At 70.4% G+C, this 22,503-nt stretch carries 14 protein-coding genes and 2 pseudogenes; 11 read left to right on the top strand and 5 right to left on the bottom strand.

Annotated features, from left to right (window positions below; all coding sequences use genetic code 11):
• The 5 genes from ACFVJQ_RS10490 to ACFVJQ_RS10470 all read left to right on the top strand — a co-directional run bounded on the left by ACFVJQ_RS10490 (nt 1) and on the right by ACFVJQ_RS10470 (nt 6,907).
• Entirely contained in the window at nt 1-1,818 is a 1,818-nt protein-coding gene (locus ACFVJQ_RS10490) for an NADH-ubiquinone oxidoreductase-F iron-sulfur binding region domain-containing protein (RefSeq protein WP_385782829.1), read from the top strand.
• Nucleotides 1,815-2,675, top strand: coding sequence for a 2Fe-2S iron-sulfur cluster-binding protein (locus ACFVJQ_RS10485; protein WP_385509874.1), 861 nt, complete (start codon nt 1,815-1,817; stop codon nt 2,673-2,675). Before ACFVJQ_RS10490 ends, ACFVJQ_RS10485 begins: the two co-directional genes overlap by 4 nt.
• Before the next feature lie 7 nt (nt 2,676-2,682).
• Nucleotides 2,683-3,531 carry a formate dehydrogenase accessory sulfurtransferase FdhD gene (gene fdhD / locus ACFVJQ_RS10480; protein WP_385782545.1) on the top strand — a complete coding sequence of 283 codons (849 nt, stop codon included), beginning with the start codon at nt 2,683-2,685 and terminating at the stop codon, nt 3,529-3,531.
• Nucleotides 3,532-3,794: 263 nt separating this feature from the next.
• Nucleotides 3,795-5,672, top strand: coding sequence for an exo-alpha-sialidase (locus ACFVJQ_RS10475; protein ID WP_385509870.1), 1,878 nt, complete (start codon nt 3,795-3,797; stop codon nt 5,670-5,672).
• 11 nt (nt 5,673-5,683) lie between these two features.
• Nucleotides 5,684-6,907 (top strand): DUF4185 domain-containing protein, encoded by a 1,224-nt coding sequence (locus tag ACFVJQ_RS10470; protein WP_385509869.1) that lies wholly within the window; start codon nt 5,684-5,686, stop codon nt 6,905-6,907.
• Here the strand turns inward: ACFVJQ_RS10470 and ACFVJQ_RS10465 are convergent.
• On the bottom strand, nt 6,846-7,886 hold the full coding sequence (locus ACFVJQ_RS10465; protein WP_385782541.1) for a bile acid:sodium symporter family protein: 1,041 nt from the start codon (nt 7,884-7,886) through the stop codon (nt 6,846-6,848). The two genes, ACFVJQ_RS10470 and ACFVJQ_RS10465, sit on opposite strands and share 62 nt — an antisense overlap.
• A gap of 133 nt (nt 7,887-8,019) precedes the next feature.
• Between ACFVJQ_RS10465 and ACFVJQ_RS10460 the strand changes: the two are divergent.
• The 3 genes and pseudogenes from ACFVJQ_RS10460 to ACFVJQ_RS10450 all read left to right on the top strand — a co-directional run bounded on the left by ACFVJQ_RS10460 (nt 8,020) and on the right by ACFVJQ_RS10450 (nt 11,903).
• Nucleotides 8,020-8,887, top strand: a pseudogene (locus ACFVJQ_RS10460) (LysR substrate-binding domain-containing protein).
• A gap of 247 nt (nt 8,888-9,134) precedes the next feature.
• The gene (locus tag ACFVJQ_RS10455; protein ID WP_385782538.1) at nt 9,135-10,961 is read left to right on the top strand and encodes an AMP-dependent synthetase/ligase; all 1,827 of its coding nucleotides are present in this window, start codon (nt 9,135-9,137) and stop codon (nt 10,959-10,961) included.
• A gap of 105 nt (nt 10,962-11,066) precedes the next feature.
• Entirely contained in the window at nt 11,067-11,903 is an 837-nt protein-coding gene (locus tag ACFVJQ_RS10450; protein WP_385782535.1) for an aldo/keto reductase, read from the top strand.
• A 68-nt stretch (nt 11,904-11,971) separates the two neighbouring features.
• Here the strand turns inward: ACFVJQ_RS10450 and ACFVJQ_RS10445 are convergent, their stop codons facing one another.
• On the bottom strand, nt 11,972-12,862 hold the full coding sequence (locus ACFVJQ_RS10445) for a class I SAM-dependent methyltransferase (RefSeq protein WP_385509866.1): 891 nt from the start codon (nt 12,860-12,862) through the stop codon (nt 11,972-11,974).
• A gap of 140 nt (nt 12,863-13,002) precedes the next feature.
• Here ACFVJQ_RS10445 and ACFVJQ_RS10440 point away from each other — a divergent pair, with 140 nt between their 5' ends.
• Nucleotides 13,003-13,773, top strand: coding sequence for a phytanoyl-CoA dioxygenase family protein (locus ACFVJQ_RS10440; RefSeq protein ID WP_385782532.1), 771 nt, complete (start codon nt 13,003-13,005; stop codon nt 13,771-13,773).
• A gap of 20 nt (nt 13,774-13,793) precedes the next feature.
• Here the strand turns inward: ACFVJQ_RS10440 and ACFVJQ_RS10435 are convergent, their stop codons facing one another.
• On the bottom strand, nt 13,794-15,515 hold the full coding sequence (locus ACFVJQ_RS10435) for a glycoside hydrolase family 6 protein (RefSeq protein WP_385782529.1): 1,722 nt from the start codon (nt 15,513-15,515) through the stop codon (nt 13,794-13,796).
• A gap of 59 nt (nt 15,516-15,574) precedes the next feature.
• Nucleotides 15,575-17,059, bottom strand: coding sequence for a cellulase family glycosylhydrolase (locus ACFVJQ_RS10430; RefSeq protein WP_385782526.1), 1,485 nt, complete (start codon nt 17,057-17,059; stop codon nt 15,575-15,577).
• A 252-nt stretch (nt 17,060-17,311) separates the two neighbouring features.
• Between ACFVJQ_RS10430 and ACFVJQ_RS10425 the strand changes: the two genes are divergently transcribed.
• Nucleotides 17,312-20,227 carry a glycoside hydrolase family 48 protein gene (locus ACFVJQ_RS10425; RefSeq protein ID WP_385782523.1) on the top strand — a complete coding sequence of 972 codons (2,916 nt, stop codon included), beginning with the start codon at nt 17,312-17,314 and terminating at the stop codon, nt 20,225-20,227.
• Between the two features lie 127 nt (nt 20,228-20,354).
• On the opposite strand, the gene ACFVJQ_RS10420 is transcribed toward ACFVJQ_RS10425, so the two are convergent.
• Nucleotides 20,355-22,055: a hypothetical protein gene (locus ACFVJQ_RS10420; protein WP_385782520.1), complete on the bottom strand. Its 1,701-nt coding sequence runs from the start codon at nt 22,053-22,055 to the stop codon at nt 20,355-20,357.
• A 147-nt stretch (nt 22,056-22,202) separates the two neighbouring features.
• Between ACFVJQ_RS10420 and ACFVJQ_RS10415 the strand changes: the two are divergent.
• Nucleotides 22,203-22,484: pseudogene (locus ACFVJQ_RS10415) on the top strand (xyloglucanase); the annotation flags it as partial.
• Between the last annotated feature and the right edge of the window lie 19 nt (nt 22,485-22,503).

Genomic DNA, 22,503 nt, shown 5'->3' with positions numbered 1-22,503 from the left:
GTGGACCTGCACTTCGGCGACAGCAAACCGACGGACGACGAACGGGCGGCCGTCGACGCCCTGCTCGGGCCTCCGGAGTCCTCCTGGGAGGGCGCCGACCGCTCCGATGCCGACCTGAGGTGGGCGCGCGGCGGCCGCGAGGCCCGGGACCGTCGCGACCTGCTGTTGCCGGGGCTGCACGCGATCAACGACCGGGTCGGCTGGATCAGCGAGGGCGCCCTGGACTACCTGTGCCGCCGGCTGACCGTGCCGCCGGCGGAGGCGTACGGGGTGGCCACCTTCTACGCCATGTTCTCCGTCCGACCCCGGCCGGCAACCGTGCTCCATGTGTGCACGGACCTGGCGTGCCAGGCCGCCGGGGCGGCGGAGCTGTGCGCCGGGGTCGAGGCCCGGCTGGGGCCCGGGGTCTTCGTGGAACGCAGCCCCTGCCTGGGCCTGTGCGAACGTGCCCCGGCCGCGCTCGCGATCAGGGCGGGGGATCCGGTCCGTACGGCGGTCTCGGCGCCGACGACCGTGCACGAGGCCGTCCTCGCTGCCACCTCGCCCGACTCGGCGCCTGAGGAGCCGCCGGCCGCGATGGCGGTGCCGCAGGCGGGCTCCCCTGGGCTGACGCTCCTGCGCCGCGTCGGCGTGGTGGACCCGTCCTCGCTCGACGACTACCGCGCCCACGGCGGCTACACCGCCCTGCGCCGCGCCTTCGAGCTCGGCCCGGCCGGAGTCATCCGCGAGGTCACCGACTCCGGCCTGGTCGGACGCGGCGGCGCCGCCTTCCCGACCGGCCGCAAATGGCAGGCCACGGCAGCGCAGCCGGACCACCCGCACTACCTCGTCTGCAACGCCGACGAGTCCGAGCCCGGCACCTTCAAGGACCGCGTGATCATGGAGGGCGACCCGTACGCGCTGGTCGAGGCGATGACCGTCGCGGCGTATGCGACCGGCGCGCACAAGGGCTATCTCTATCTGCGCGGCGAGTACCCGCGCGCCCTGCACCGCCTGGAGCACGCCATCGCCCAGGCACGCGCGCGTGGCCTGCTCGGCGACGACGTCCTCGGCCAAGGGTACGCCTTCGACATCGAGATCCGTCGGGGCGCGGGCGCGTACATCTGCGGCGAGGAGACGGCACTGTTCAACTCCATCGAGGGCTACCGGGGCGAGCCGCGCTCGAAACCGCCGTTCCCCGTGGAGAAGGGCCTGTTCGGCAAACCGACGGTGGAGAACAACGTCGAGACGCTGGTCAACGTGCTGCCGATCCTGACGATGGGAGCACCGGCGTACGCGGCGATCGGCACGGAGAAGTCCACCGGACCGAAGCTGTTCTGCGTGTCGGGGAGTGTGGAGCGGCCCGGGATCTACGAACTCCCCTTCGGTGCCACCCTGGGCGAGCTGCTGGAGCTGGCAGGGGTGCGCCAGGGTCTGCGGGCCGTGCTCCTGGGCGGCGCCGCGGGCGGCTTCGTACGCGCCGACGAGCTCGGCATCCCGCTCACCTTCGAAGGGACCCGCGAGGCCGGCACGACGCTCGGTTCGGGGGTCGTCATGGCCTTCGACGACACCGTCCCGCTGCCCCGGCTGCTGCTGCGCATCGCCGAGTTCTTCCGCGACGAGTCGTGCGGGCAGTGCGTGCCGTGCCGGGTCGGGACGGTGCGGCAGGAGGAGGCGCTGCACCGGATCGTGGAGCGCACGGGCGCCGCTGCCGCCGACGACATCGCACTGCTGAGGGAGGTCGGCCGCGCGATGCGGGACGCCTCGATCTGCGGTCTGGGGCAGACCGCGTGGAACGCCGTGGAATCCGCCATCGACCGTCTGGGGGCGTACGAATGACCGCGATACCGTTGGGAGTGCCGCGCCGGCTGGTCGAGTTCACCATCGACGGGGAGGAGGCCCGCGTCCCGGAGGGCTCGACCGTCCTCGACGCCTGCCGGGCCGCCGGGAAGGACATCCCGACCCTCTGCCAGGGCGACACTCTGACGCCCAAGAATGCCTGCCGGGTCTGCATGGTCGAGGTCGAGGGCTCCCGCACCCTGGTCCCGGCCTGTTCCCGCAGGGCGGAGCCCGGCATGGCGGTGCACACCGACACCGAGCGCGCCCGTCACAGCCGCAAGCTGGTCCTCGAACTCCTCGCGTCCTCAGTCGACTTGTCGACCACTCCCCAGGTCGCCGAGTGGCTCAAGGAGTACGAGGCGAAGCCGGACCGCTTCGGCCCGGACGCGGCCCGACTCAACGAGGAGCCGAAGGTCGACAACGATCTGTACGTGCGCGACTACGACAAGTGCATCCTCTGCTACAAGTGCGTCGACGCCTGCGGCGAGCAGTGGCAGAACACCTTCGCGATCTCCGTCGCGGGCCGGGGCTTCGACGCCCGGATCGCGGTCGAGCACGACGCCCCGCTCACCGACTCCGCGTGCGTGTACTGCGGGAACTGCATCGAGGTGTGCCCGACGGGAGCGCTGTCCTTCAAGTCGGAGTTCGACATGCGGGCGGCGGGCACCTGGGACGAGTCGCAGCAGACCGAGACGACCACCGTCTGCGCGTACTGCGGAGTGGGCTGCAACCTCACGCTGCACGTGCAGGACAATGAGATCGTGAAGGTCACCTCGCCGCACGACAACCCGGTGACCCACGGCAACCTGTGCATCAAGGGCCGCTTCGGCTACCAGCACGTACAGAACCGGGACTGATGGGGACATGGGACGAGTCACGGAACGACGCAAGGTGATCCGCATCCGGGACGGGGCGGTCTCCGCCCGTCCGGACACGCTCGTCGCCGAGGAACCCCTGGAGATCCGGCTGAACGGCAAGCCGCTCGCGATCACCATGCGCACCCCGGGCGACGACTTCGCGCTCGCCGCGGGGTTCCTGGTGAGCGAGGGTGTACTGGCCGAGCGGACGGACCTGCAGAACATCGTCTACTGCGCCGGCGCGACACAGGACGGCTCGAACACGTACAACGTGGTGGACGTGAAGACCGCGCCGGGCGTCGCGATTCCCGACATCACGCTGGAGCGGAACGTCTACACCACCTCCTCCTGCGGGCTGTGCGGCAAGGCGAGCCTGGACGCGGTCCGTACGACGGCCCGCTGGCCCATCGCCGACACTCCCCCGGTCCGGGTGGAGCCCGAGCTGCTCGCAAGCCTCCCCGACCGGCTGCGCGCGGCCCAGCGGGTCTTCGACCGGACCGGGGGGCTGCACGCGGCGGCCCTGTTCGCCGAGGAGGGGGAGCTGCTCGACATACGGGAGGACGTGGGCCGGCACAACGCGGTCGACAAGCTGGTCGGCCGCGCCCTGCAGAGCGGCGGTCTGCCCCTGTCCCGCACGATCCTGCTGGTGTCCGGCCGCGCCTCCTTCGAGCTGGCGCAGAAGGCCGTGATGGCGGGCATCCCGGTACTGGCCGCGGTCTCGGCGCCCTCGTCGCTGGCCGTGGACCTGGCCGTGGAGAGCGGGCTGACCCTGGTGGGCTTCCTGCGGGGCAGCTCCATGAACGTGTACGCGGGCGAGGACCGCATCGCCCTGCGGACCGCGGCCGCCCAGGGCTGACGGTTCCCCGCGGCACGGCGGCGGGACCCCGACCGGCGGGGAGCGCCCCCTGCGCCGCAGGGGTCCCGCCTCACACTTTGTCATGAACGCGTCCAATTTCGTGACGAGGTTTCAGTTGACGTGAGCTCAGACGACCACTCCCCCAGTCGAGTTGCCCCGAGCACGTTTCTTGTGGTGTGTCGCTGCCACCAACTACCCTCTGTGACGCGTAGGTTCGACGTGGGATGTCCCGATGTTCTGACAAATGAAGGGCGGGTCACTGCATGCCGTCGAGACTTCGCGCACGTCTGAGAGCCACCCTCACCGCGGGCGTCGTCATGACGGCGACAGCCGTCCTGCCCGACCCGGTGCAAGCCCAACCCACCACGGCTGCCCCGCAGTTCGAGCAGCAGGTGCTCTTCAGGACGTCGCAGGATCCCGGCTACGCCTGCTTCCGGATCCCGGCCATCGTGCAGACCACCGAGGGCACGCTGCTCGCGTTCGCCGAGGGCCGCGTCCTCAACTGCGGAGACGCGACCGACATCGACATCGTGATGAAGCGCTCCACCGACGGCGGCCGCACCTGGGGCCCGCTCCAGGTCGTCAACGACGGCGCCGGCGACACCCACGGCAACCCGGCCCCGATCGTCGACCGCGAGACCGGCCGGATCCTGCTGGCCCAGACCTACAACACGGGCCGTACGGACAGCGGCAACTGTGAGGTCCCGTGCGACCGCCGGCCCCATCTGCAGTACAGCGACGACGACGGCCACACCTGGTCCGATCCGCGCGACCTCAGCTCGCAGACCATGCCCGCGCACTGGAACTCCTGGTACGCCACCGGTCCCGTGCACGGCATCCAGCTCACTCAGGGAAGCCGCGCCGGCCGACTGGTCTTCGGCGTCAACACCGAGACCTGGGACGGCACCAGGGTCACCGGAAACCACGCCGCCCTCATCGTGAGCGACGACGGCGGCGACACCTGGCGGGTCGGCGCCAACGACTCCTGGCCGATCGCGTTCGACGGCACCTTCCGGCAGAAGCCCTCGGAAGTCACCCTGACCGAGCACACCGACGGCTCGCTCCTGGTCAGCGGCCGCGAACAGGACGGCACCGACCTCGGTCACCGCACCCAGACCGTCAGCCGCGACGGCGGCGACAGCTTCGCCACCCCCTTCCGGTCCGTCCCGGACCTCTACGCGCCCCAGGTCCAGGGCGCCACGCTGCGCCTCGGCGACCGGATGCTGCTGTCCTGCCCCGGTGACCCCGACCGCCGCCGGACGATGATGATCCGCTCCTCCTACGACGGCGGCCGCACCTGGGAGAGCGTGGACCGCGGCACCGTCGTCACCAGGGACTGGTCCGGCTACTCCGACCTGGCGCCGATCGACGACAGCACCGTAGGCCTGCTGTACGAAGGCGGCACGGTCGACGCCCGCGACGAGATCCGCTTCGCCCGCTTCAACGAGGAGTGGCTGAAGCCGCGCCGCGGCGCCGACCCGACCACGCCCGACCATGCCGTGCTCGGCCAGCCGGCGGCCGTGCTCGGCGGCGCCGAGCGCACGACCGGCGTGTCGGGCGGCGCGCTGACCTTCGACGGCACCGACGACGCCGTACGCCTTCCGTACCGCCCCCAACTTCCGCTCGACACCAAGGACTTCACCGCCTCACTGTGGTTCCGCTACACCGCCGGGAGCGGAGATCAGCCGCTGCTGTGGATGGGCGGCGTGGGCAACAGCCAGCCCCAGGTGTGGCTGCGCGGTGAGCCCGCCGCCGACCGGGTGCGCGGCCTGATCGCCACCCGGGAGGACGCGACGACCGTACGGTCGGCATCCGTGAGCACCACCGGCGCCCACAACGACGGCCGGTGGCACCACGTCGCACTGCGCCGCGGCGACGGACGGCTGACCCTGTTCGTCGACGGCAGCCCCAGCAGCACGGCCGACGTGCCCGGCTCCGTCAGCCGCAACTCGCCGTTCGGCGTGCACATCGGCCAGAGCATGGACAGCCGGGCCTTCTTCACCGGGGCCATCGACGAGGTGCGCGTCTGGGACCGGGCGCTCAGCGACAGCGAGATCGCCGACGTACACGAGACGCACACCGGCCCAGACTTCGACAACGTGCTGTGGCTCCCCATGGACCAGGTGGCCGCCGGCCGCTAACGTCCCGGAACGTGCCCGACGACATACGTGCACGACAGCGGACGGGAGCCGGGGTCGGCCTGCTGCTGACCCTGGTTCTCGCGGCCGTGCTGCTCACCGCCCTCCCGGACGACGACCGGGAGGGCGGCGCCGCGTGCGAGGCCCGTACGATCGCGTCCTGGTCGCCGCACGACGCGCTCACCGCCGAGTTCGCCCGCTACGGCGACGACGCGACCCGCACCGACGACTGGACCGGCGGCGACGGCACCCACTCGCTGCGGCTGCCGGACGGCCGGGTGCTGTGGCTGTTCTCCGACACCTACCTCGGCCCCGTGCACGCCCCGCCCAACCCGTCCGGCGAGTCGTACGCCTGGCGCGACACGACGGCGCCGCTGGTGCGCAACTCGGCGGTGGTGATGTCCGACGGCCGCCTGAGTACGACACTGCCCGCGCCCCTCTTCCCCGACCCGGCCCCGAACCAGTGGCGCTGGCCGGTCGCCGCCCGGGTCGAGCCGCGCTCCCCCGGCTCGTCGGAGCAGGTCGTACGGGTGCTGCTGTGGACGCGAGCGGCGGGCCAGGCGCCGTGGATCTACGGCGTGCCCCTCGCCACCGAAGTCGCCACGCTGTCCCTGCCGGACCTGCGCGTCGAGGGCATCGCCAGGGTGTCCGACCAGCAGCGGGTGCCGGACCCGTCCCGGCGCGTGCTGTACGGGACGACGCTGCTGACGGACGGCGGCTGGACCTACGTCTTCGGCGGCAACGACGGGCAGGCCGCGTCCCGCCCGACCTCCTCCGCGTATGTGGCGCGGGTGCCGGCGGGCGGGCTCGCCGACCCCGCCGCCTGGGAGTACTGGGACGGCTCCGCATGGGTCACCGGGTCGCGTCCGGCTCCGGTGCTCGGGGACCAGCGGCGCACCGGTGTGGGCAGCGCGTTCTCGGTGGTCCGGGACGAGGACACGTACGTGCTGTTCACCATGGCCGCCGGAGCACAGGGGCTGACCACGGTGACGTCGTACTGGGCCTGCTCGCCCACCGGGCCGTGGCACGGGCCGACCCGCAGCTTCAGCCCACCGCTGCCCGCCGGCGGGGTCGCCGCGTACAACCCGCAGGCGCATCCCGGCGTCGGCGGCGGGGATCGCCTCGTCCTGAGCTACGACGTCAACTGGCTGGCGACCACGGGCGCGTCCGCGCAGATCAACGGGAACGTGAGCCTGTACCGACCGCGGTTCGTGACGCTGCGGCTGACGCCCGCGTAGTGAGCGGCTCGACGGGGTCGTGGGAGCGGCGCTTGGCGATCACCGCGCACACCATCAGCTGCATCTGGTGGAAGAGCATCAGCGGCAGCACGGCCAGCGACGCCTCGGCCCCGAACAGCACGCTCGCCATGGGCAGTCCGGAGGCCAGCGACTTCTTCGAGCCCGCGAACTGGATGGCGATGCGGTCCCCCCGGTTGAAGCCCAGCGCCTTGGCGCCGTACCAGGTCAGGGCGAGCATCACGGCGAGCAGCACCGCCTCGACGCCGAGCAGTCCGCCCAGCCGGGCGGGGCTGACCTGGTGCCAGACGCCCTGGACCATGCCCTCGCTGAACGCGGTGTAGACGACCAGGAGGATCGACCCGCGGTCGACGAGGCCGAGGCCCTTCCGGTGGCGTGTGACGAACCCTCCGATCCAGCGGCGCAGCAGCTGCCCGGTCAGGAACGGCACAAGGAGTTGCAGCACGATCTTCACGATCGAGTCCGCGTCGAACCCGCCGGCGCTGCCGCCGAGCAGCGAGGCCGCCAGGAGCGGGGTGATGACGATGCCCGCCAGGGAGGAGAAGGAGCCGGCGCAGATCGCGGCGGGCACGTTGCCGCGGGCGATCGAGGTGAAGGCGATCGACGACTGGATGGTCGACGGGACGAGGGTGAGGAAGAGCAGGCCCGTCCACAGCGAGTGGGTGAGAAACACCGGCACCAGTCCGCGGGCGGCGAGGCCGAGCAGGGGAAACACGACGAAGGTGCAGGCGAGGACGGTGACGTGCAGCCGCCAGTGCCTGAGCCCGTCCAGCGCCTCGCGGGTGGACAGCCGGGCGCCGTAGAGGAAGAAGAGAAGAGCGATCGCGGCGGTGGAGGCGCCGGAGGCCACGTCGGCACCCGTACCGCGCGCCGGGAGGAGCGCCGCGAGGCCCACCGTCCCGAGCAGCAGCAGGATGTACGGGTCGATCGGCAGCCAACGCGGCCATCGCAGGCGTTTCACGGTGCTCCACTTGCTTGTGCTCGGGCGGTATCGGGAGCCAAGAGGTCCCCTCTCCATCCTGCTCCTCGGCACGTCGATCGGGAATCCGGCATACCACTCTGACTGTCATCACGATCGGCGATAGGCTGGCACGGTGTACGACCCTTCCCACCTGCGGACGTTTCTCGCGGTGGCCCAGACGCTGAGCTTCACCCAGGCCGCGCGGCGGCTCGGGCTGCGTCAGTCGACCGTCAGCCAGCACGTACGGCGGCTGGAGGACGCCACCGGACGGCAGCTGTTCAGCCGGGACACCCACTCCGTGCAGCTGACGGAGGACGGCGAGGCGATGCTCGGCTTCGCGCGCCGGATCCTGGAGGTGCACGAGCAGGCCACGGCGTTCTTCACCGGCACCCGGCTGCGCGGCCGACTGCGCTTCGGCGCCTCGGAGGACTTCGTACTGACCCGGCTGCCGGAGATCCTGGAACGCTTCCGGCACGACCACCCCGAGGTCGACCTGGAGCTCACCGTCGAACTGTCGGGGACGCTGCACGAGCAGCTCGCGGCCGGGAAGCTGGACCTGGTGCTGGCCAAGCGGCGGACCGAGGATCCGCGCGGGGAGCTGGTGTGGCACGACCGGCTGGTCTGGATCGGCGCGGAACGCCTGCGCCTCGACCCCGACCGTCCGGTCCCACTGATCGTCTATCCCCCGCCCGGCATCACCCGCGAGCGCGCCCTGGATGCGCTTCAGCGGCAGGGGCGCGAGTGGCGCATCGCCTGCACCAGCGGCAGCCTCAACGCACTGATCGCGGCCGCCCCGTGCGGGCCTCGGCGTGATGGCCCACTCCCGGGGCTTCGTCCCGCCCGGCCTGGTCCGGGTGCCCGACCGCGTCGGCCTGCCCGAGCTCGGCCCGGTCGACTTCGTCCTGATCCACGGACACCGCCGGCCCGCCGCCGCCCAGGGGCCCGCCGATGCCCTGGCCACAGCGATCCTGGCGGCGGGCGACCGGCTGCACCGGCGCTGACGTCCCGGTCGGCGCGGGGCCGTAGTCGGGTCGTACAGATTCCGTGGAGATTACGGCGCCGAAACTTACTCCACCGTCAGGAATCTGTCCGACCCTTCCCCTTGTGCGCGTATTTTCCCCGCTGACCAGCGCATACCTGAACACTGCTCGGCTTTCGCGCCCCCTCCCGTCCCGACTGCGTGTGGGGTAGCTTTCACCGCCTGTGCGGAGCGTCACAGGGAGCCGTCACAGAGAGCGGGGAACGGGTTTGCGCGAGTTCACCAATCCTCCCTTGGCGTTGGCACCCCCGGTGGGCGGTCTGGCCGACGCCGTCTTCGAGCACGCCCAGGAGGACCCGCTCCACATCGCGCTCGGCCGCAAGGACGAGTCGGGGCAGTGGCGGGACGTGACCGCGGCCGAGTTCCGCGACGAGGTCCTCGCCCTGGCCAAGGGCCTGCTCGCCCGCGGTATCCGGTTCGGCGACCGGGTCGCCATCATGTCCCGCACCCGCTACGAGTGGACGCTGTTCGACTTCGCCCTGTGGACGATCGGCGCCCAGGTGGTGCCCGTCTACCCGACCTCCTCGGCCGAGCAGTGCTTCTGGATGCTGTACGACGCGGAAGTGGCGGCCGCGATCGTCGAGCACGAGGACCACGCGATGACGATCGCCACCGTCATCGACCGGCTCCCGCGGCTGCGCCAGCTGTGGCAGCTCGACGCGGGCGCGGTCCAGGAGCTGTACGACGCGGGTGCCCATCTCGACGACGAGGTGGTGCACCGGCACCGCAAGGCGGTCACCCCCGACTCCGTCGCGACCGTCATCTACACGTCGGGCACGACCGGCCGCCCCAAGGGCTGCGTCATCTCGCACGGCAACTTCATGTACGAGGCGGACACCGTCATCGAGCGCTGGGAGCCGGTGTTCCACTCCAAGAAGGGCGACGAGGCGGCGACGCTCCTCTTCCTGCCGCTCGCGCACGTCTTCGGCCGGATGGTGCAGGTCGCCGCGATCCGCGGCCGGGTCCGCTTCGGCCACCAGCCTCAGCTCAACGCGGCCGCCCTGCTGCCGGACCTGGCCGCCTTCAAGCCGACGTTCTTCCTCGCCGTGCCGTACATCTTCGAGAAGGTCTTCAACGCCGCCCGCCGCAAGGCCGAGCGGGAAGGCAAGTCCGGACCGTTCGAGAAGGCCGTGGACGTCGCCGTGCGGTACGCGGACGCGGTGGAGGCGAAGGCGTGGGGGATCGGGCCCGGCCCTTCGGCGGGTCTGCGCATGCAGCACCAGCTCTTCGACAAGCTCGTCTACTCCAAGGTGCGCGAGGCGATGGGCGGCCGGGTGCGCAACGCGATGTCGGGCGGCTCGGCTATGGACCGGCGGCTCGGGCTGTTCTTCGCGGGCGCGGGCGTGCCGATCTACGAGGGGTACGGCCTGACCGAGTCCACGGCGGCCGCGACCGCCAACCCGCCGCACCATACCCGGTACGGCACGGTCGGGCAGCCCATCCCCGGCATGACCGTGCACATCGCGGACGACGGCGAGATCTGGCTGCACGGCCCGAATGTCTTCCAGGGCTACCTCAACAACCCCAAGGCCACCGACGAGACCCTGCACGACGGCTGGCTGGCGACCGGCGACCTGGGCTCCCTCGACGAGGACGGCTTCCTCACCATCACCGGCCGCAAGAAGGAAATCCTCGTCACGTCGGGCGGCAAGAGCGTCGCGCCGGGACTGCTGGAGGAACGCGTACGCGACCACCCGCTGGTCGCCCAGTGCATCGTCGTCGGCAACGACCGCCCGTACATCGCGGCCCTGGTCACCCTGGACCAGGAGGCCGTCGAACACTGGCTCCAGATGCGCAACAAGCCCCAGCTGTCCCCCGCCGAACTGGTGCGTGACCAGGATCTGGAGACCGAGGTGCGGCGCGCGGTGGTCGCCGCGAACACACTTGTCTCGCAGGCCGAGTCGATCCGCACCTTCCGCATCCTCGCGCAGCCGTTCACCGAGGAGCACGGACTGCTCACCCCCTCCCTGAAGCTGAAGCGGAAGGCGATCGAGAACGCGTACGCCAACGAGGTGAACGCCCTGTACCAGACGTGAGGCGGGCATCTGATTCCGGCGGATTATGCGGTCAGGAATGCAAGGGGGCTCGTGATCGTTGACGATAGGAGTACCACCTGACGACAACCGAAGGATCAAGAGCTCGTGAGCAGCAAGGTCCCCCCGATCATCCTCAACAACGGCGTCGCGATGCCCCAGCTGGGCTTCGGCGTCTGGCAGGTGCCGGACGACGAGGCGGAGCGGGCGGTGGCGACGGCGCTTGAGGCCGGGTACCGCAGCATCGACACAGCGGCGATCTACGGCAACGAAGAGGGCACCGGCAAGGCGATCGCCGCCTCCGGTCTCCCCCGCGAGGACCTCTTCGTCACCACCAAGCTCTGGAACAGCGACCAGGGGTACGAGTCCGCTCTGCGCGCTTTCGACGTCTCCCTCGGCAAGCTGGGCCTGGAGTACGTGGATCTGTACCTGATCCACTGGCCGTTGCCGTCCAGGGGCAAGTACGTCGACACGTACAAGGCCTTCGAGAAGCTCCACGCCGACGGCCGGATCCGCGCCATCGGCGTCTCCAACTTCCTGCCGGAGCACCTGGAGCGGCTGATCGCCGAGACGTCGGTCATCCCCGCGGTCAACCAGATCGAGCTGCACCCGCACCTCCAGCAGCACGCCGCCCGTGAGTACCACGCGGAGCAGGGCATCCACACCGAGGCCTGGTCGCCGCTCGGCCAGGGCAGAGGCCTGCTGGAGGTTCCGGCGATCGTGGCGATCGCCCAGAAGCACAACCGCACGCCCGCCCAGGTCGTGCTGCGCTGGCACCTCCAGCTCGGCAACATCGTGATCCCGAAGTCCGTGACGCCGTCCCGGATCGAGGAGAACATCGACGTCTTCGACTTCTCGCTGGACACCGAGGACCTCGCGGCGATCAGCGCGCTCAACGAGGACCGGCGGCTGGGTCCGGACCCGGCCACCTTCGACATGGGCTGACGCACCGTACGCCGAAGCGCCCCGGGGACCACACCGGTTCCCGGGGCGCTTTGCACATGTCGGTCGGTCTACGGGGTCCTGGTCGCCGTGTGGACCGTGTGCGCCGCCAGGACGAAGACGTCCGGACGGTGATGGACGCTCGCCTTGTCGTCGGGGTCGAGGAGGCGGTCCAGGGTGGCGCGGTCGGTGGCGTCGAGTTGGTCGCCGAAGGCATCGCGCAGCCGGGACAGGGAGGCCGCGATGTAGGCGCGGGCCCGGCCGGTCGCCGGGGCGGGCAGGTCCAGCAGGAAGCTGCGGGTGCCGGTGGGCTTCAGGCCCGCCGCGGTCATCAGCGCCGGCCAGTCCTCTGTCTCGGCGACGGCACCGGGCAGGGACGAGCGCATCTGTGCGAACCACTCCTCCTCCAGCGCGTCGAGCCGCGCCTGCAGTCCGGGACGGCCGATGCCGATGTCACGCGGCAGGAACCGGGAGGGCAGCCCGCCCTCCATGAGGGCGAGCGTGCCGCCGGGCGCCAGGTGCCCGGCGAAGGCGGCGAGCGCGGCCCGCTGGTCGCCGAGGTGGTGCAGACTCCGGCTGGCCCACAGCAGGTCGGCGGGGTAGTCCAGATCGCCGAGGACCTCGGGAAGGTCACCCGGGAGCGTGGCGAAGCGGTCGGCGACGCCCAGCCGCTTCGCCCGGGCACCGGCCCGCTCCAGCAGCGGCTCGGTGCCGTCGACCGCGACGACCCGGGCACCCGGGAAGGCCTCGGCCAGCAGACAGGCGACGACACCGGGACCGCTGCCCGCGTCGACGATCAGCCCCGGGTCGGTCTGCCGCTTCGCGAGCCAGGCCAGCGCCCGCTCGTACAGCGGGGTGAACAGCTCCGCCTGCGCTTCCAGCAGCGGGCCCATCTCGGCCCAGTCGATGTCGGCGTGGTCGTGATGGTGATGGCCGTGATCGTGCTTGTGGTCGTGCGCCATGGTGGTCAGCCTCTCCTCCGGATACGGCCAGCGTGCGGCGGCGCACCACCAAGGGGCAAGTTCCGTTGCCGGAACTGCAAAAAGATGGACGCCAGAAAATGGGATGCGGACGCCCGCCGGGCTCGCCCACCATGGCCGGCATGGACGACGAGATGGTGGAGCGGTTCCTCGAGGACGGGTTCGTGAGGATCGAGGGTGCCTTCCCGCCACGCGTCGCCGAGGACTGCGCGCGGCTGCTGTGGCGGGAAACGGGATACGACCCGGAGGACCCGGGTACGTGGAAGGCCCCGGTGCACTGGGTGGCCGCGATGGCGCAGGGCCCGTTCGCCGCCGCCGCCAACTCCCCCGTGCTGCACGAGGCGTTCGACGTGCTGGTCGGCGCGGGTCGCTGGGTGCCGCGCTATGCGCTGGGCAGTTTCCCGCTGCGGTTCCCGCACGAGGAGGAGCCGGACGACGCGGGCTGGCACATCGAAGGCAGTTACCTTCCCGAGGGCGCGACCCTGTGGCACACCAACGTGCGGTCGAAGGACCGTGCCCTGCTGATGCTGTTCCTGTTCAGCGAGGTGACCGAGGCGGACGCCCCGACCCGTATCAGAGTCGGCTCGCATCTCGACGTACCGCCGGTCTTGGAGCCGTACGGCGAGGCGGGCGCCTCCTTCCTGGAGCTCGGTCCGAAGGTGGACGCGGCCTCCGCACACCGCCCGCGGGCGTACGCCACCGGCCGTCCCGGCGACGTGTACCTCTGTCATCCGTTCCTGGTGCACGCCGCCCAGCCGCATCACGGCACCCGGCCCAGGTTCATGGCGCAGCCGCCGCTGTGTCCGGCGCAGCAGGTGGAGCTGGACCGGGCCGACGGGGACTACTCGGCCGTGGAGTTCGCGATCCGCCGGGGTCTGTCCCGGGAGGGATGACCCCGGCGGACCGGATCAGGTCACGACAGCGGCGGGTACGCGTTCGCCATCAGCTGCCGGAACTGCGCGGAGAACCAGTGCCCGGACAGTGGTGCGTCCGGCAGGGCGCCCGACATGTTGAAGTTGTTCCGGGCGTTGCCCGTGTAGGTCGGGTCGCACATCCGGTCGAAGCCCTTGCCCTCGTCGTTCGGGATCTCCCGGCTGGCCCCGTCGGACTCCCCGGGCGGCTTCATCCACACGTAGGCGTCGATGCCCGCCGCGGGAGCGGCCTGCGGGCGCTCGCCGAGGCCCGCGCCGGACTGGTTGCACCAGTTGCCGACGTGGATCCGGCGGTCGTAGCGGCCCCCGTCGACGTAGGTGTCCACACTGGTCAGCGAGCCGGGGCCGGTGGGCCGGGCGGAGCCGCCCCAGCCGTTGCGGGAGGTGTCGATCAGCATGCCGATGCCCGGGTTGAAGCCGACCGAGACCAGCTGGCTGCGGAACGCCTGGGCGAACGACAGCTCGTCGACGTAGCGGTTCCAGTCGACCCACTTGGACTGGCGCACCGAGGTGCCGTTCACGGCGTCGTTGATCGTGAAGTTCTCCTCCTTCAGGGCGCTGTAGTTCGCCGTGTTGGTGATGAAGCCGTGGACGTCGTTCACCGTGGCGCCCTCGGCGGTGGCCGCCTCCTTGAAGGTGTTGGCCGAGGCACCGAAGTTGTCGTCCCAGCCGATCCAGCCGTGGTGTCCGGCGTCCACGTAGTTGTAGACGTTCGGCACGTCGCCGAGCTTGTTGAGCGCGTAGCCGACGCCCTTGACGTAGTTGCCGTTGGCCTTCATCACGTCGCACTGGGGGGTGGCCGTCGGGCGGCTGCCGGTGTTGGTGACCAGGTTCGGCAGCGAGTCGATCTCGACGGTGGTGACGATCCGCAGGTCCGCGTACTTCGGGTCGGCGAGGATCGCGGCGATCGGGTCGATGTACTCGGTCTTGTACCGGCCGATCTCCGTCGGGCCCAGCTCGCCGTTGGAGGCGAGGGCCGCGCAGTCACGGCCGGGCAGGTTGTAGATGACCAGCTGGACGACGAGCTCGTCTGCGCCCTTCTGCTCCAGCGCCTCGTCGAGGTGGTCGCGCAGGCCCATGCCGCCGTTCACGCCGTTGATGGCGGCGATCCGGTCGAGCCAGACGCCCGTCGGTTGGTCGGAGATCCGGCTGCCGCCCGGTTCGGCGGCGGCCTTCGCCGACCATTCGGGGTTCACGTACACCTTGGCGCCGGAGTAGGGATTGTCGACCCGCGCGGTGGGGTCGGGGTCCGGCGGATCCGTGGGGCCGCCGCCTCCGTCGTCGACGTTGCAGGTCACGCCGTCGAGGGTGAAGGTCGCCGGGACGGCGTTGGTGCCGCTGTACGTGCCGTTGAAGCCGAAGCTGACCGAACTGCCGGTGGCCAGCGTCCCGTTGTGGCTCTCGTTGGCGGCCGTGACGGCGGCGCCGCTCTGGCTGACCTTCGCGTTCCAGGCGCTGGTGATCTGCTGGTTGCCGGCGTACGACCACTTCAGCGACCAGGCGTTCTTCGCGGCGCTGTGGTTGGTGACCGTGACGGATGCGGTGAAGCCGGTGTCCCACTGGTTCTGCACCTTGTAGTCGACGGTGCAGGGGATGGCGGCGGCGCCGACGTCGCCGGGGGCCGCCGCCATCGCGGTCCCGGTGGCACCGCCCACGAGCGCCAGGGCGGCGAGCAGTGCCGTTCTTGTTCTGGTACGGCTCATCAGTGCGGGTTCCTCTTCCTGGGTTGGGATTCCTGGGTTGGTGTGTTTCTGGGTTGGGGTCATCCGTCGAGGCCGCGCAGGTGATCGCGCAGCCCGATTCCGTACGACGTGGGAGTCCCGTCGTAGCTGGAGATCAGGGCCGGACCGGAGTTGCAGTTCCAGGTGTTCCAGGTCCAGCCGAGGTAGGAGAGCTCACGCGCGTCGAACCAGGCCATGACGCGGTCGATGAAGGAGTGCGCGCAAGTGTTCTCGCCGATCTCGCCCGCGACGAGCGGCACCTGGGCGGCTACCGGGGCGAGGGTGGAGTCCCAGCAGCTCTCGTTGGCACAGACGTTGAAGTTGTACACGTGCCAGGCGGCGGCGAGGTTGCCCGCCGGGTCGCTCGGCTTGTACGTCAGCCACTGGCTGAGGTCGTTGGAGTACGCGAGCCCGCCGGCCAGGATCAGGTTCTTGGCACCGGTGGCGCGGATCGCGTCGATCAGATCCTGCATGCCGGCGACCTGGTAGCCGATGCCGGGGCAGGTGCCGCCTTCGCGCCAGCAGGTCCAGGCCTGCTCCGCCGTCGAGGTGGCGCGGTCCGGGTAGGGCTCGTTGAACAGGTCGAAGACGACGGTCGGGTCGTCCTTGAAGGTGCCCGCCACCGAGGACCAGAACGACGGCGTGTACTCCATGTTGGGCATCGGCTTCTGGCAGCTGGCGTGGATGTCGGAGCAGCCGGCCGAGTTGCCCGTGTACTGGCCCCAGGACCAGTGGAGTTCCAGCATCGGCGTCATGCCGTGCGCCTTCACCCGGGTCACCAGGTCCTTGACGGCGTCGATGTAGTGGGCGCCGGCGTACTCCGGCTCGATGTTGGAGGTGCCGAGCCAGCACTCCTCGTTGAGCGGGATGCGGACGGTATTGGCGTTCCAGTCGGCGATGGCCTTGATCGCGGCGTCGTCGACCGGGCCGTCCCAGATGCCGTATCCCTGCACGCACGCGAACTCGCCGCCGGAACGGTTGACGCCGAGCAGCCGCCGGGTGGCGCCCCCGGCGTCCACGAGCTTGTTGCCGGAGACGCTCAGGACCGGGGGCCCGTCACCGGGGTCCGGGGGGTCGGTCGGGTCGGTGGGCGTCGGGGTGGGTTCCGTATCGACGTTGCATGTCGTGCCGTTCAGCCGGAACGACATCGGTGCGGCGTTGCCCCCCGACCAGGAGGCGAGGAAGCCGGCGCTGACGCTTGCGCCGGTGGCCAGTGAGCCGTTCCAGTTCTCGTTGGCCGCGGTGACCGTCGTACCGGACTGGGACCACTTGGCGTTCCAGCCCTGGCTGACCTTCTGGCCGCCCGCGAAGTCGAAGGTGAGACTCCAACTGCTCACTGTTGCCATGTTGTTGGTGATGGTCACGGCGCCCTGGAAGCCGGTGTCCCACTGGCTGGTGACGGAGTACTCCACTGTGCAGGCGGGCGTGGCTCCCTGGGCCGTGACGACGGGTGCGACCGCGGTGCCCAGCAGGGCGAGCGCGGCGGCACCGGCGAGTAAAAGACCTGAACGCGGGGGGTGTCGCATGAGCGACTCCTTGCAGCTCGGGCGCGTCGTGACGGACGCGTCGACTGATGGAACCGCTCCCACTGGTGTTGGCGAAGGTAGCGCCAAGTGACGGTAAAGAACAGGGGAGTTGCTTGACTTTTCCTCAACCGCATCCATCGAATCTTTTCGACTCTTCAAGCACCTTGACCCTCTTCGCCCCTGTCCCCACTATGGGAGCGCTCCCACTGGTTCAAGCCTTGACTTCTCCGAGCCGCAAGGAGGAACCAGCACATGCCCCCCAGAAACAGACGCCGCGCCGTGCGGCGGTTATGGACCGCCGTAGTGGCGGCCTTCGCGGTCCCCTTGTCGATGCTGGCGGCGAACCCGACTCCCGCGCATGCGGCGGCGGTTCAGTGCAGCGTGGACTACAAGACCAATGACTGGGGCTCCGGCTTCACCGCGGACCTGACCATCACCAACCGCGGCACGGACGTCATCGACGGCTGGACCCTGACGTACGCGTACGCCGGCAACCAGAAGCTGACCAACGGCTGGAACGGCACATGGTCCCAGTCCGGCTCGACGGTCACCGTGCAGAGCGCCTCGTACAACGCGCGGATCGCCGCGGGCGCGGCCGTGTCGACGGGTGCCCAGTTCACCTACAGCGGCAGCAACGCGGCGCCCACCTCGTTCGCCGTCAACGGCACCACCTGTGCGGGTGCGCACCAGCCGCCCATCACGGTGCTGACCAGCCCGGCGCCGGGTGCGGTTTACTCACAGGGCGATGCGGTGCCCCTGGCGGCCACCGCCGCGGCGGCCGACGACGCGACGATCACGAAGGTCGAGTTCTACGACGACACGACGCTGCTCGGCACCGACACCAGCGCGCCGTACTCGTTCTCGGCCACCGGGTTGACCGTGGGCAGTCATTCGCTGGTGGCCAAGGCGTACGACAGCCTGGGCGCATCGGCGTCGTCCACACCGGTCGGCATCACGGTCGCCTCGGGACCGGCCGTGGTGGCCACGCCCACCCAACTGCCCGTACGGCAGGGCAGGTCGGCCACGTACGATGTGAAGCTGTCGACTCAGCCCTCGTCCAATGTGACCGTGACGACCGCCCGCACCGGCGGCAACACGGGCCTGTCCGTGACCGGCGGCGCCTCGCTCACCTTCACGCAGTCGAACTGGAACACGGCACAGCAGGTGACCGTCACCGCCGACTCCTCCGGCACCGGCGCGGCGACCTTCGAGTCGACGGCGACCGGGCACGCCAAGGCCTCGGTCACGGTCACGCAGATCGCCGCGACCAAGGAGTACGACGCCCGTTTCCTGGAGCTCTACGGGAAGATCACCGATCCCGCGAACGGCTACTTCTCGCCCGAGGGCATCCCCTACCACTCGGTCGAGACGCTGATCGTCGAGGCGCCGGACCACGGCCATGAGACGACGTCGGAGGCGTACAGCTACCTGCTGTGGCTGCAGGCGATGTACGGCAAGGTGACGGGCGACTGGACCCGGTTCAACGGCGCCTGGGACCTGATGGAGAAGTACATGATCCCGACCCACGCCGACCAGCCGACCAACTCGTTCTACACCGCGTCGAAGCCGGCGACGTACGCGCCCGAACTCGACACCCCGCAGCAGTACCCGGCGCAGCTCGACCCGAGTGTCCCGGTCGGCCAGGACCCGCTCGCCGCCGAGCTGAAGAGCGCGTACGGCACCGACGACGTCTACGGCATGCACTGGCTGCAGGACGTCGACAACGTCTACGGCTACGGCAACGAACCGGGCAAGTGCGAGGCGGGCCCGACGGCGACCGGGCCGTCGTACATCAACACCTTCCAGCGCGGCTCCCAGGAGTCGGTGTGGGAGACCGTCCCGCAGCCGACCTGCGACGCCTTCAAGTACGGCGGCACGAACGGCTATCTGGACCTGTTCACCGGTGACGCGTCCTATGCCAAGCAGTGGAAGTTCACCAACGCCCCGGACGCCGACGCGCGTGCGGTGCAGGCCGCGTACTGGGCGGACCTGTGGGCCGAGGAACAGGGCAAGGGCGGCGATGTCTCCGCGACCGTCGCGAAGGCGGCGAAGATGGGCGACTACCTGCGCTACGCCATGTTCGACAAGTACTTCAAGAAGATCGGCAACTGCGTGGGCGCCTCGGCCTGCCCGGCGGGCGGCGGCAAGGACTCCTCGCACTACCTGCTGTCCTGGTACTACGCCTGGGGCGGCGCCCTGGACACCTCCGCGGGCTGGGCCTGGCGCATCGGCTCCAGCCATGCGCACGGCGGCTACCAGAACCCGATGGCCGCGTACGCGCTCAGCTCCTACGCCGACCTGAAGCCCAAGTCGGCGACCGGGCAGGCGGACTGGGCGAAGTCGCTCGACCGGCAGCTGGAGTTCTACCGCTGGCTGCAGTCCGCGGAGGGCGCCATCGCGGGCGGCGCGACCAACAGCTGGCAGGGGCGGTACGCCACCCCGCCGGCCGGGAAGTCGACCTTCTACGGCATGTACTACGACGACAAGCCCGTCTACCACGACCCGCCGTCCAACCAGTGGTTCGGCTTCCAGGCGTGGTCGATGGAACGGGTCGCCGAGTACTACCAGCAGAGCGGTGACGCGGACGCCAAGGCGGTCCTGGACAAGTGGGTCGACTGGGCACTGTCCGAGACCACGGTCAACCCGGACGGCACCTACCAGATCCCGTCCACCCTCCAGTGGTCGGGCCAGCCCGACACCTGGAACCCGTCAAGTCCGGGCGCCAACAACGGACTTCACGTCACCGTCGCGGACTACACCAACGACGTGGGCGTGGCGGCCGCGTACGCCAAGACGCTGACGTACTACGCCGACCGTTCCGGCGACACGGAGGCGGCGGCGACCGCGAAGGCCCTGCTCGACGGCATGTGGGACAACCACCAGGACGCGCTGGGCATCGCCGTGCCGGAGACGCGGGCGGATTACCTCCGGTTCGACGACAGCGTGTACGTCCCGAGCGGGTGGAGCGGCACGATGCCGAATGGTGACCCCGTCAATTCGTCGTCGACCTTTGATTCGATTCGGTCGTTCTATGAGGACGACCCGGCGTGGTCGAAGATCGAGGGCTATCTCGCGGGCGGGGCGGCGCCTTCGTTCACGTATCACCGGTTCTGGGCTCAGGCGGACATTGCGTTGGCTCTGGGCTCGTATGCGGAGTTGCTGGAGTAACGGCCGCGGAGCGTTTCGGGGGGCGCGGGTTGTGTGGCGGCTGCGGGTCATCCGTGGCTGGTCGCGCCCACGCGGCGGAGCCGCATATCGACACAGCCCCGCGCCCCTATCGGCGCCTCAACCGTTCCTAGGGTTGTCGGCCGGTGTCGGCCAACTCGCCATAAACCGGGCCGGTGATGGTCCGGTGGCCCTCCGAACGGTCTTGAGGGCCGGGGAACAGCGCGAGCTGGTCACCTCGGCACGGTCGGGTCTTGCCGCCCTGGGTGGGCGTGCCCGCTGTCCTGGGTGGGCTCGCGGTCCCGCACGCCCGCGGCAGGGATACGGCCTGGCCGGCAGCTCTCCGCTGCACCATCCTCTGGTGGTGGGCGGTCACACCTGGCCGACGCCGGATCCCGTATCCGAGGGCGCGCCTGCCGATGGCCACACCGGCTGCGTGGTGCCGGGTGACCGTGGTCTTCTTCGCCTGCTCCTGCAGGGGCTTTGCCCAGTGCTGTCCGCCCCAGCGGCTGGTGTAGGCCGGGTCGACCGCGACTACCACCAGACCGGCGTGATACGCCATCCCGCGCAGGCGTTCGCGGAAGCGGGCGGTGGGCATCCCGGCCACCGTACGGCGGAACGCCTTGCCGCGCCTGCCCCGGCCCATCGTCTCCCGGCCGGTGGCCCGGGCGTCGGCAAAGCCCAGGTTTTCCATCGCGATCCCGGCGCAGCCGTGCGCGCGGGCGAGGGCGATCAGGTCGCCGATCGCGGCCCGCAGCCGCCCGTCTCGCGTGGCGGCGGGGCCGGTCAGCTCCAGCGGGACGGTGAGGGGTTCACCGATGGGGTTGCCGTGCGGGTCGAGAACGTAGGCGGCCAGGTGGTCGGCGTTCAGGTCGACCCCGAGCAGCGGCCTGCCGAGCGCCTTGAGCTCGTCCGGGGTGGGCGGCACGACGGTGCCGACGGTCCAACTCGCGTCCAGGTACCAGCGGCCCCGGGCCGGGTCGCAGGTGATGTCGTAGCGCACGGCCCGGTGGGCGGTGACGCGGTCCAGCCACTCGCCGCGCCGGTGGTGAAACGTGACGGTGCAGCCCAGCTTGTACCGCCCGCGGGGCGCGTTGGCCAGGTGCCGCAACGGCTCGGGCAGCACAAGCGTCACCGAGCCGTCGGCCGGATCGACGGTGCTGGTGTGGTTGCCGTACGGGGCACCGGACTCCCCGTCCGCGGTCAGGAACAGCCGCTCGGCCTCCCACCGCCGACGCCACTCGGCCTCGGTGAGCTGCGCGTCGGCCAGATGGTGCCGCACTCCGGCCAGGCGGCTGCCGCCCACCGTGACCGACGGCCGGCCGGAGGCGATCTTCTGCTCCACGGAGGCAAGCCTGGCTTGGAGTACGTGCACCCGGCGCTGTTTCTGGAAGCGCTCGCTCTGGTCGGCGTAGCCGCGCACCCCGTTCTTGGAGCGCTTGCCGCAGGGGGCGGCCAGTCGGCGGGTGATCGTGCAGATGGCGCGGCGCAGGCTGGCGCGTGCGTCGTACAGGCAGCGCATCGACAGCTGGTACTGATCCTCCGAGGCGCGGGTCATCGCCCCCGCCCAGCGGGAGGAGGACACCGCCGTCAGCCGCTTCTTGCGCTCCGCCCGCCGCGTGTCCTTCGTTTTCACCCGGCCGAGCCGGACGCGTTCGGCCAGGTCGGCCCGCTGATGATGGCCGAGGTGCTCGCCCACCAGACGCAGCACCTTCTCATCCGCCGCTGCCAGGCGCAGCCGGTCCCTGATCCGCGCCCCCGACGGCGCCGCCACGGTGAACGGAGCAGCCGGCACACGCTGTTCCCGCTTCCTCCCGCGCTTGCGTGCCACCAGCCCCTCCCTTCCCCTGGTCGCGGCGAACTCAGCTGCCACCACCGATCATGCGTTCCAGGCGCTTACATGATCCGGGAAACCAACCCCATTCACTCATACGAGGGATATGACGGCCAACCATGACCAATAACCCAGTCAACAGCTGCATACCCGTCACCGCCCGAGCAGACCCCGAAACTCGGCTGGATGACCGAGACGTTGGAGATCGACCCGTTCGACTCGGACCGCATGATGTACGGCACGGGCGCCACGATCTACGGCACGGACAACCTCACGAACTGGGACAGCGGCAGCACGTTCACCATCGAACCGATGGTGCAGGGACTGGAGGAGACGGCCGTCAACGATCTCGCCTCTCCCCCGTCGGGCGCTTCACTGCTCAGCGCCCTCGGTGACATCGGCGGCTTCCGGCACACGGACCTCACCCTCCGGCGGCGCCTGAACC

Source organism: Streptomyces sp. NPDC127197, from assembly GCF_042672405.1.
In the GTDB taxonomy this organism is placed as follows: domain Bacteria; phylum Actinomycetota; class Actinomycetes; order Streptomycetales; family Streptomycetaceae; genus Streptomyces; species Streptomyces flavusporus.
This window is presented reverse-complemented; position numbering and strand designations above follow the sequence as displayed.

Bases quoted from the DNA above. Each gene is read 5' to 3' on its own strand.
- ACFVJQ_RS10485 (WP_385509874.1), top strand. From the start codon at position 1,815: ATGACCGCGATACCGTTGGGAGTGCCGCGCCGGCTGGTCGAGTTCACC.
- fdhD (WP_385782545.1), top strand. From the start codon at position 2,683: ATGGGACGAGTCACGGAACGACGCAAGGTGATCCGCATCCGGGACGGG.
- ACFVJQ_RS10475 (WP_385509870.1), top strand. From the start codon at position 3,795: ATGCCGTCGAGACTTCGCGCACGTCTGAGAGCCACCCTCACCGCGGGC.
- ACFVJQ_RS10445 (WP_385509866.1), bottom strand. From the start codon at position 12,862: ATGGCGCACGACCACAAGCACGATCACGGCCATCACCATCACGACCAC.
- ACFVJQ_RS10440 (WP_385782532.1), top strand. From the start codon at position 13,003: ATGGACGACGAGATGGTGGAGCGGTTCCTCGAGGACGGGTTCGTGAGG.
- ACFVJQ_RS10435 (WP_385782529.1), bottom strand. From the start codon at position 15,515: ATGAGCCGTACCAGAACAAGAACGGCACTGCTCGCCGCCCTGGCGCTC.
- ACFVJQ_RS10430 (WP_385782526.1), bottom strand. From the start codon at position 17,059: ATGCGACACCCCCCGCGTTCAGGTCTTTTACTCGCCGGTGCCGCCGCG.
- ACFVJQ_RS10425 (WP_385782523.1), top strand. From the start codon at position 17,312: ATGCCCCCCAGAAACAGACGCCGCGCCGTGCGGCGGTTATGGACCGCC.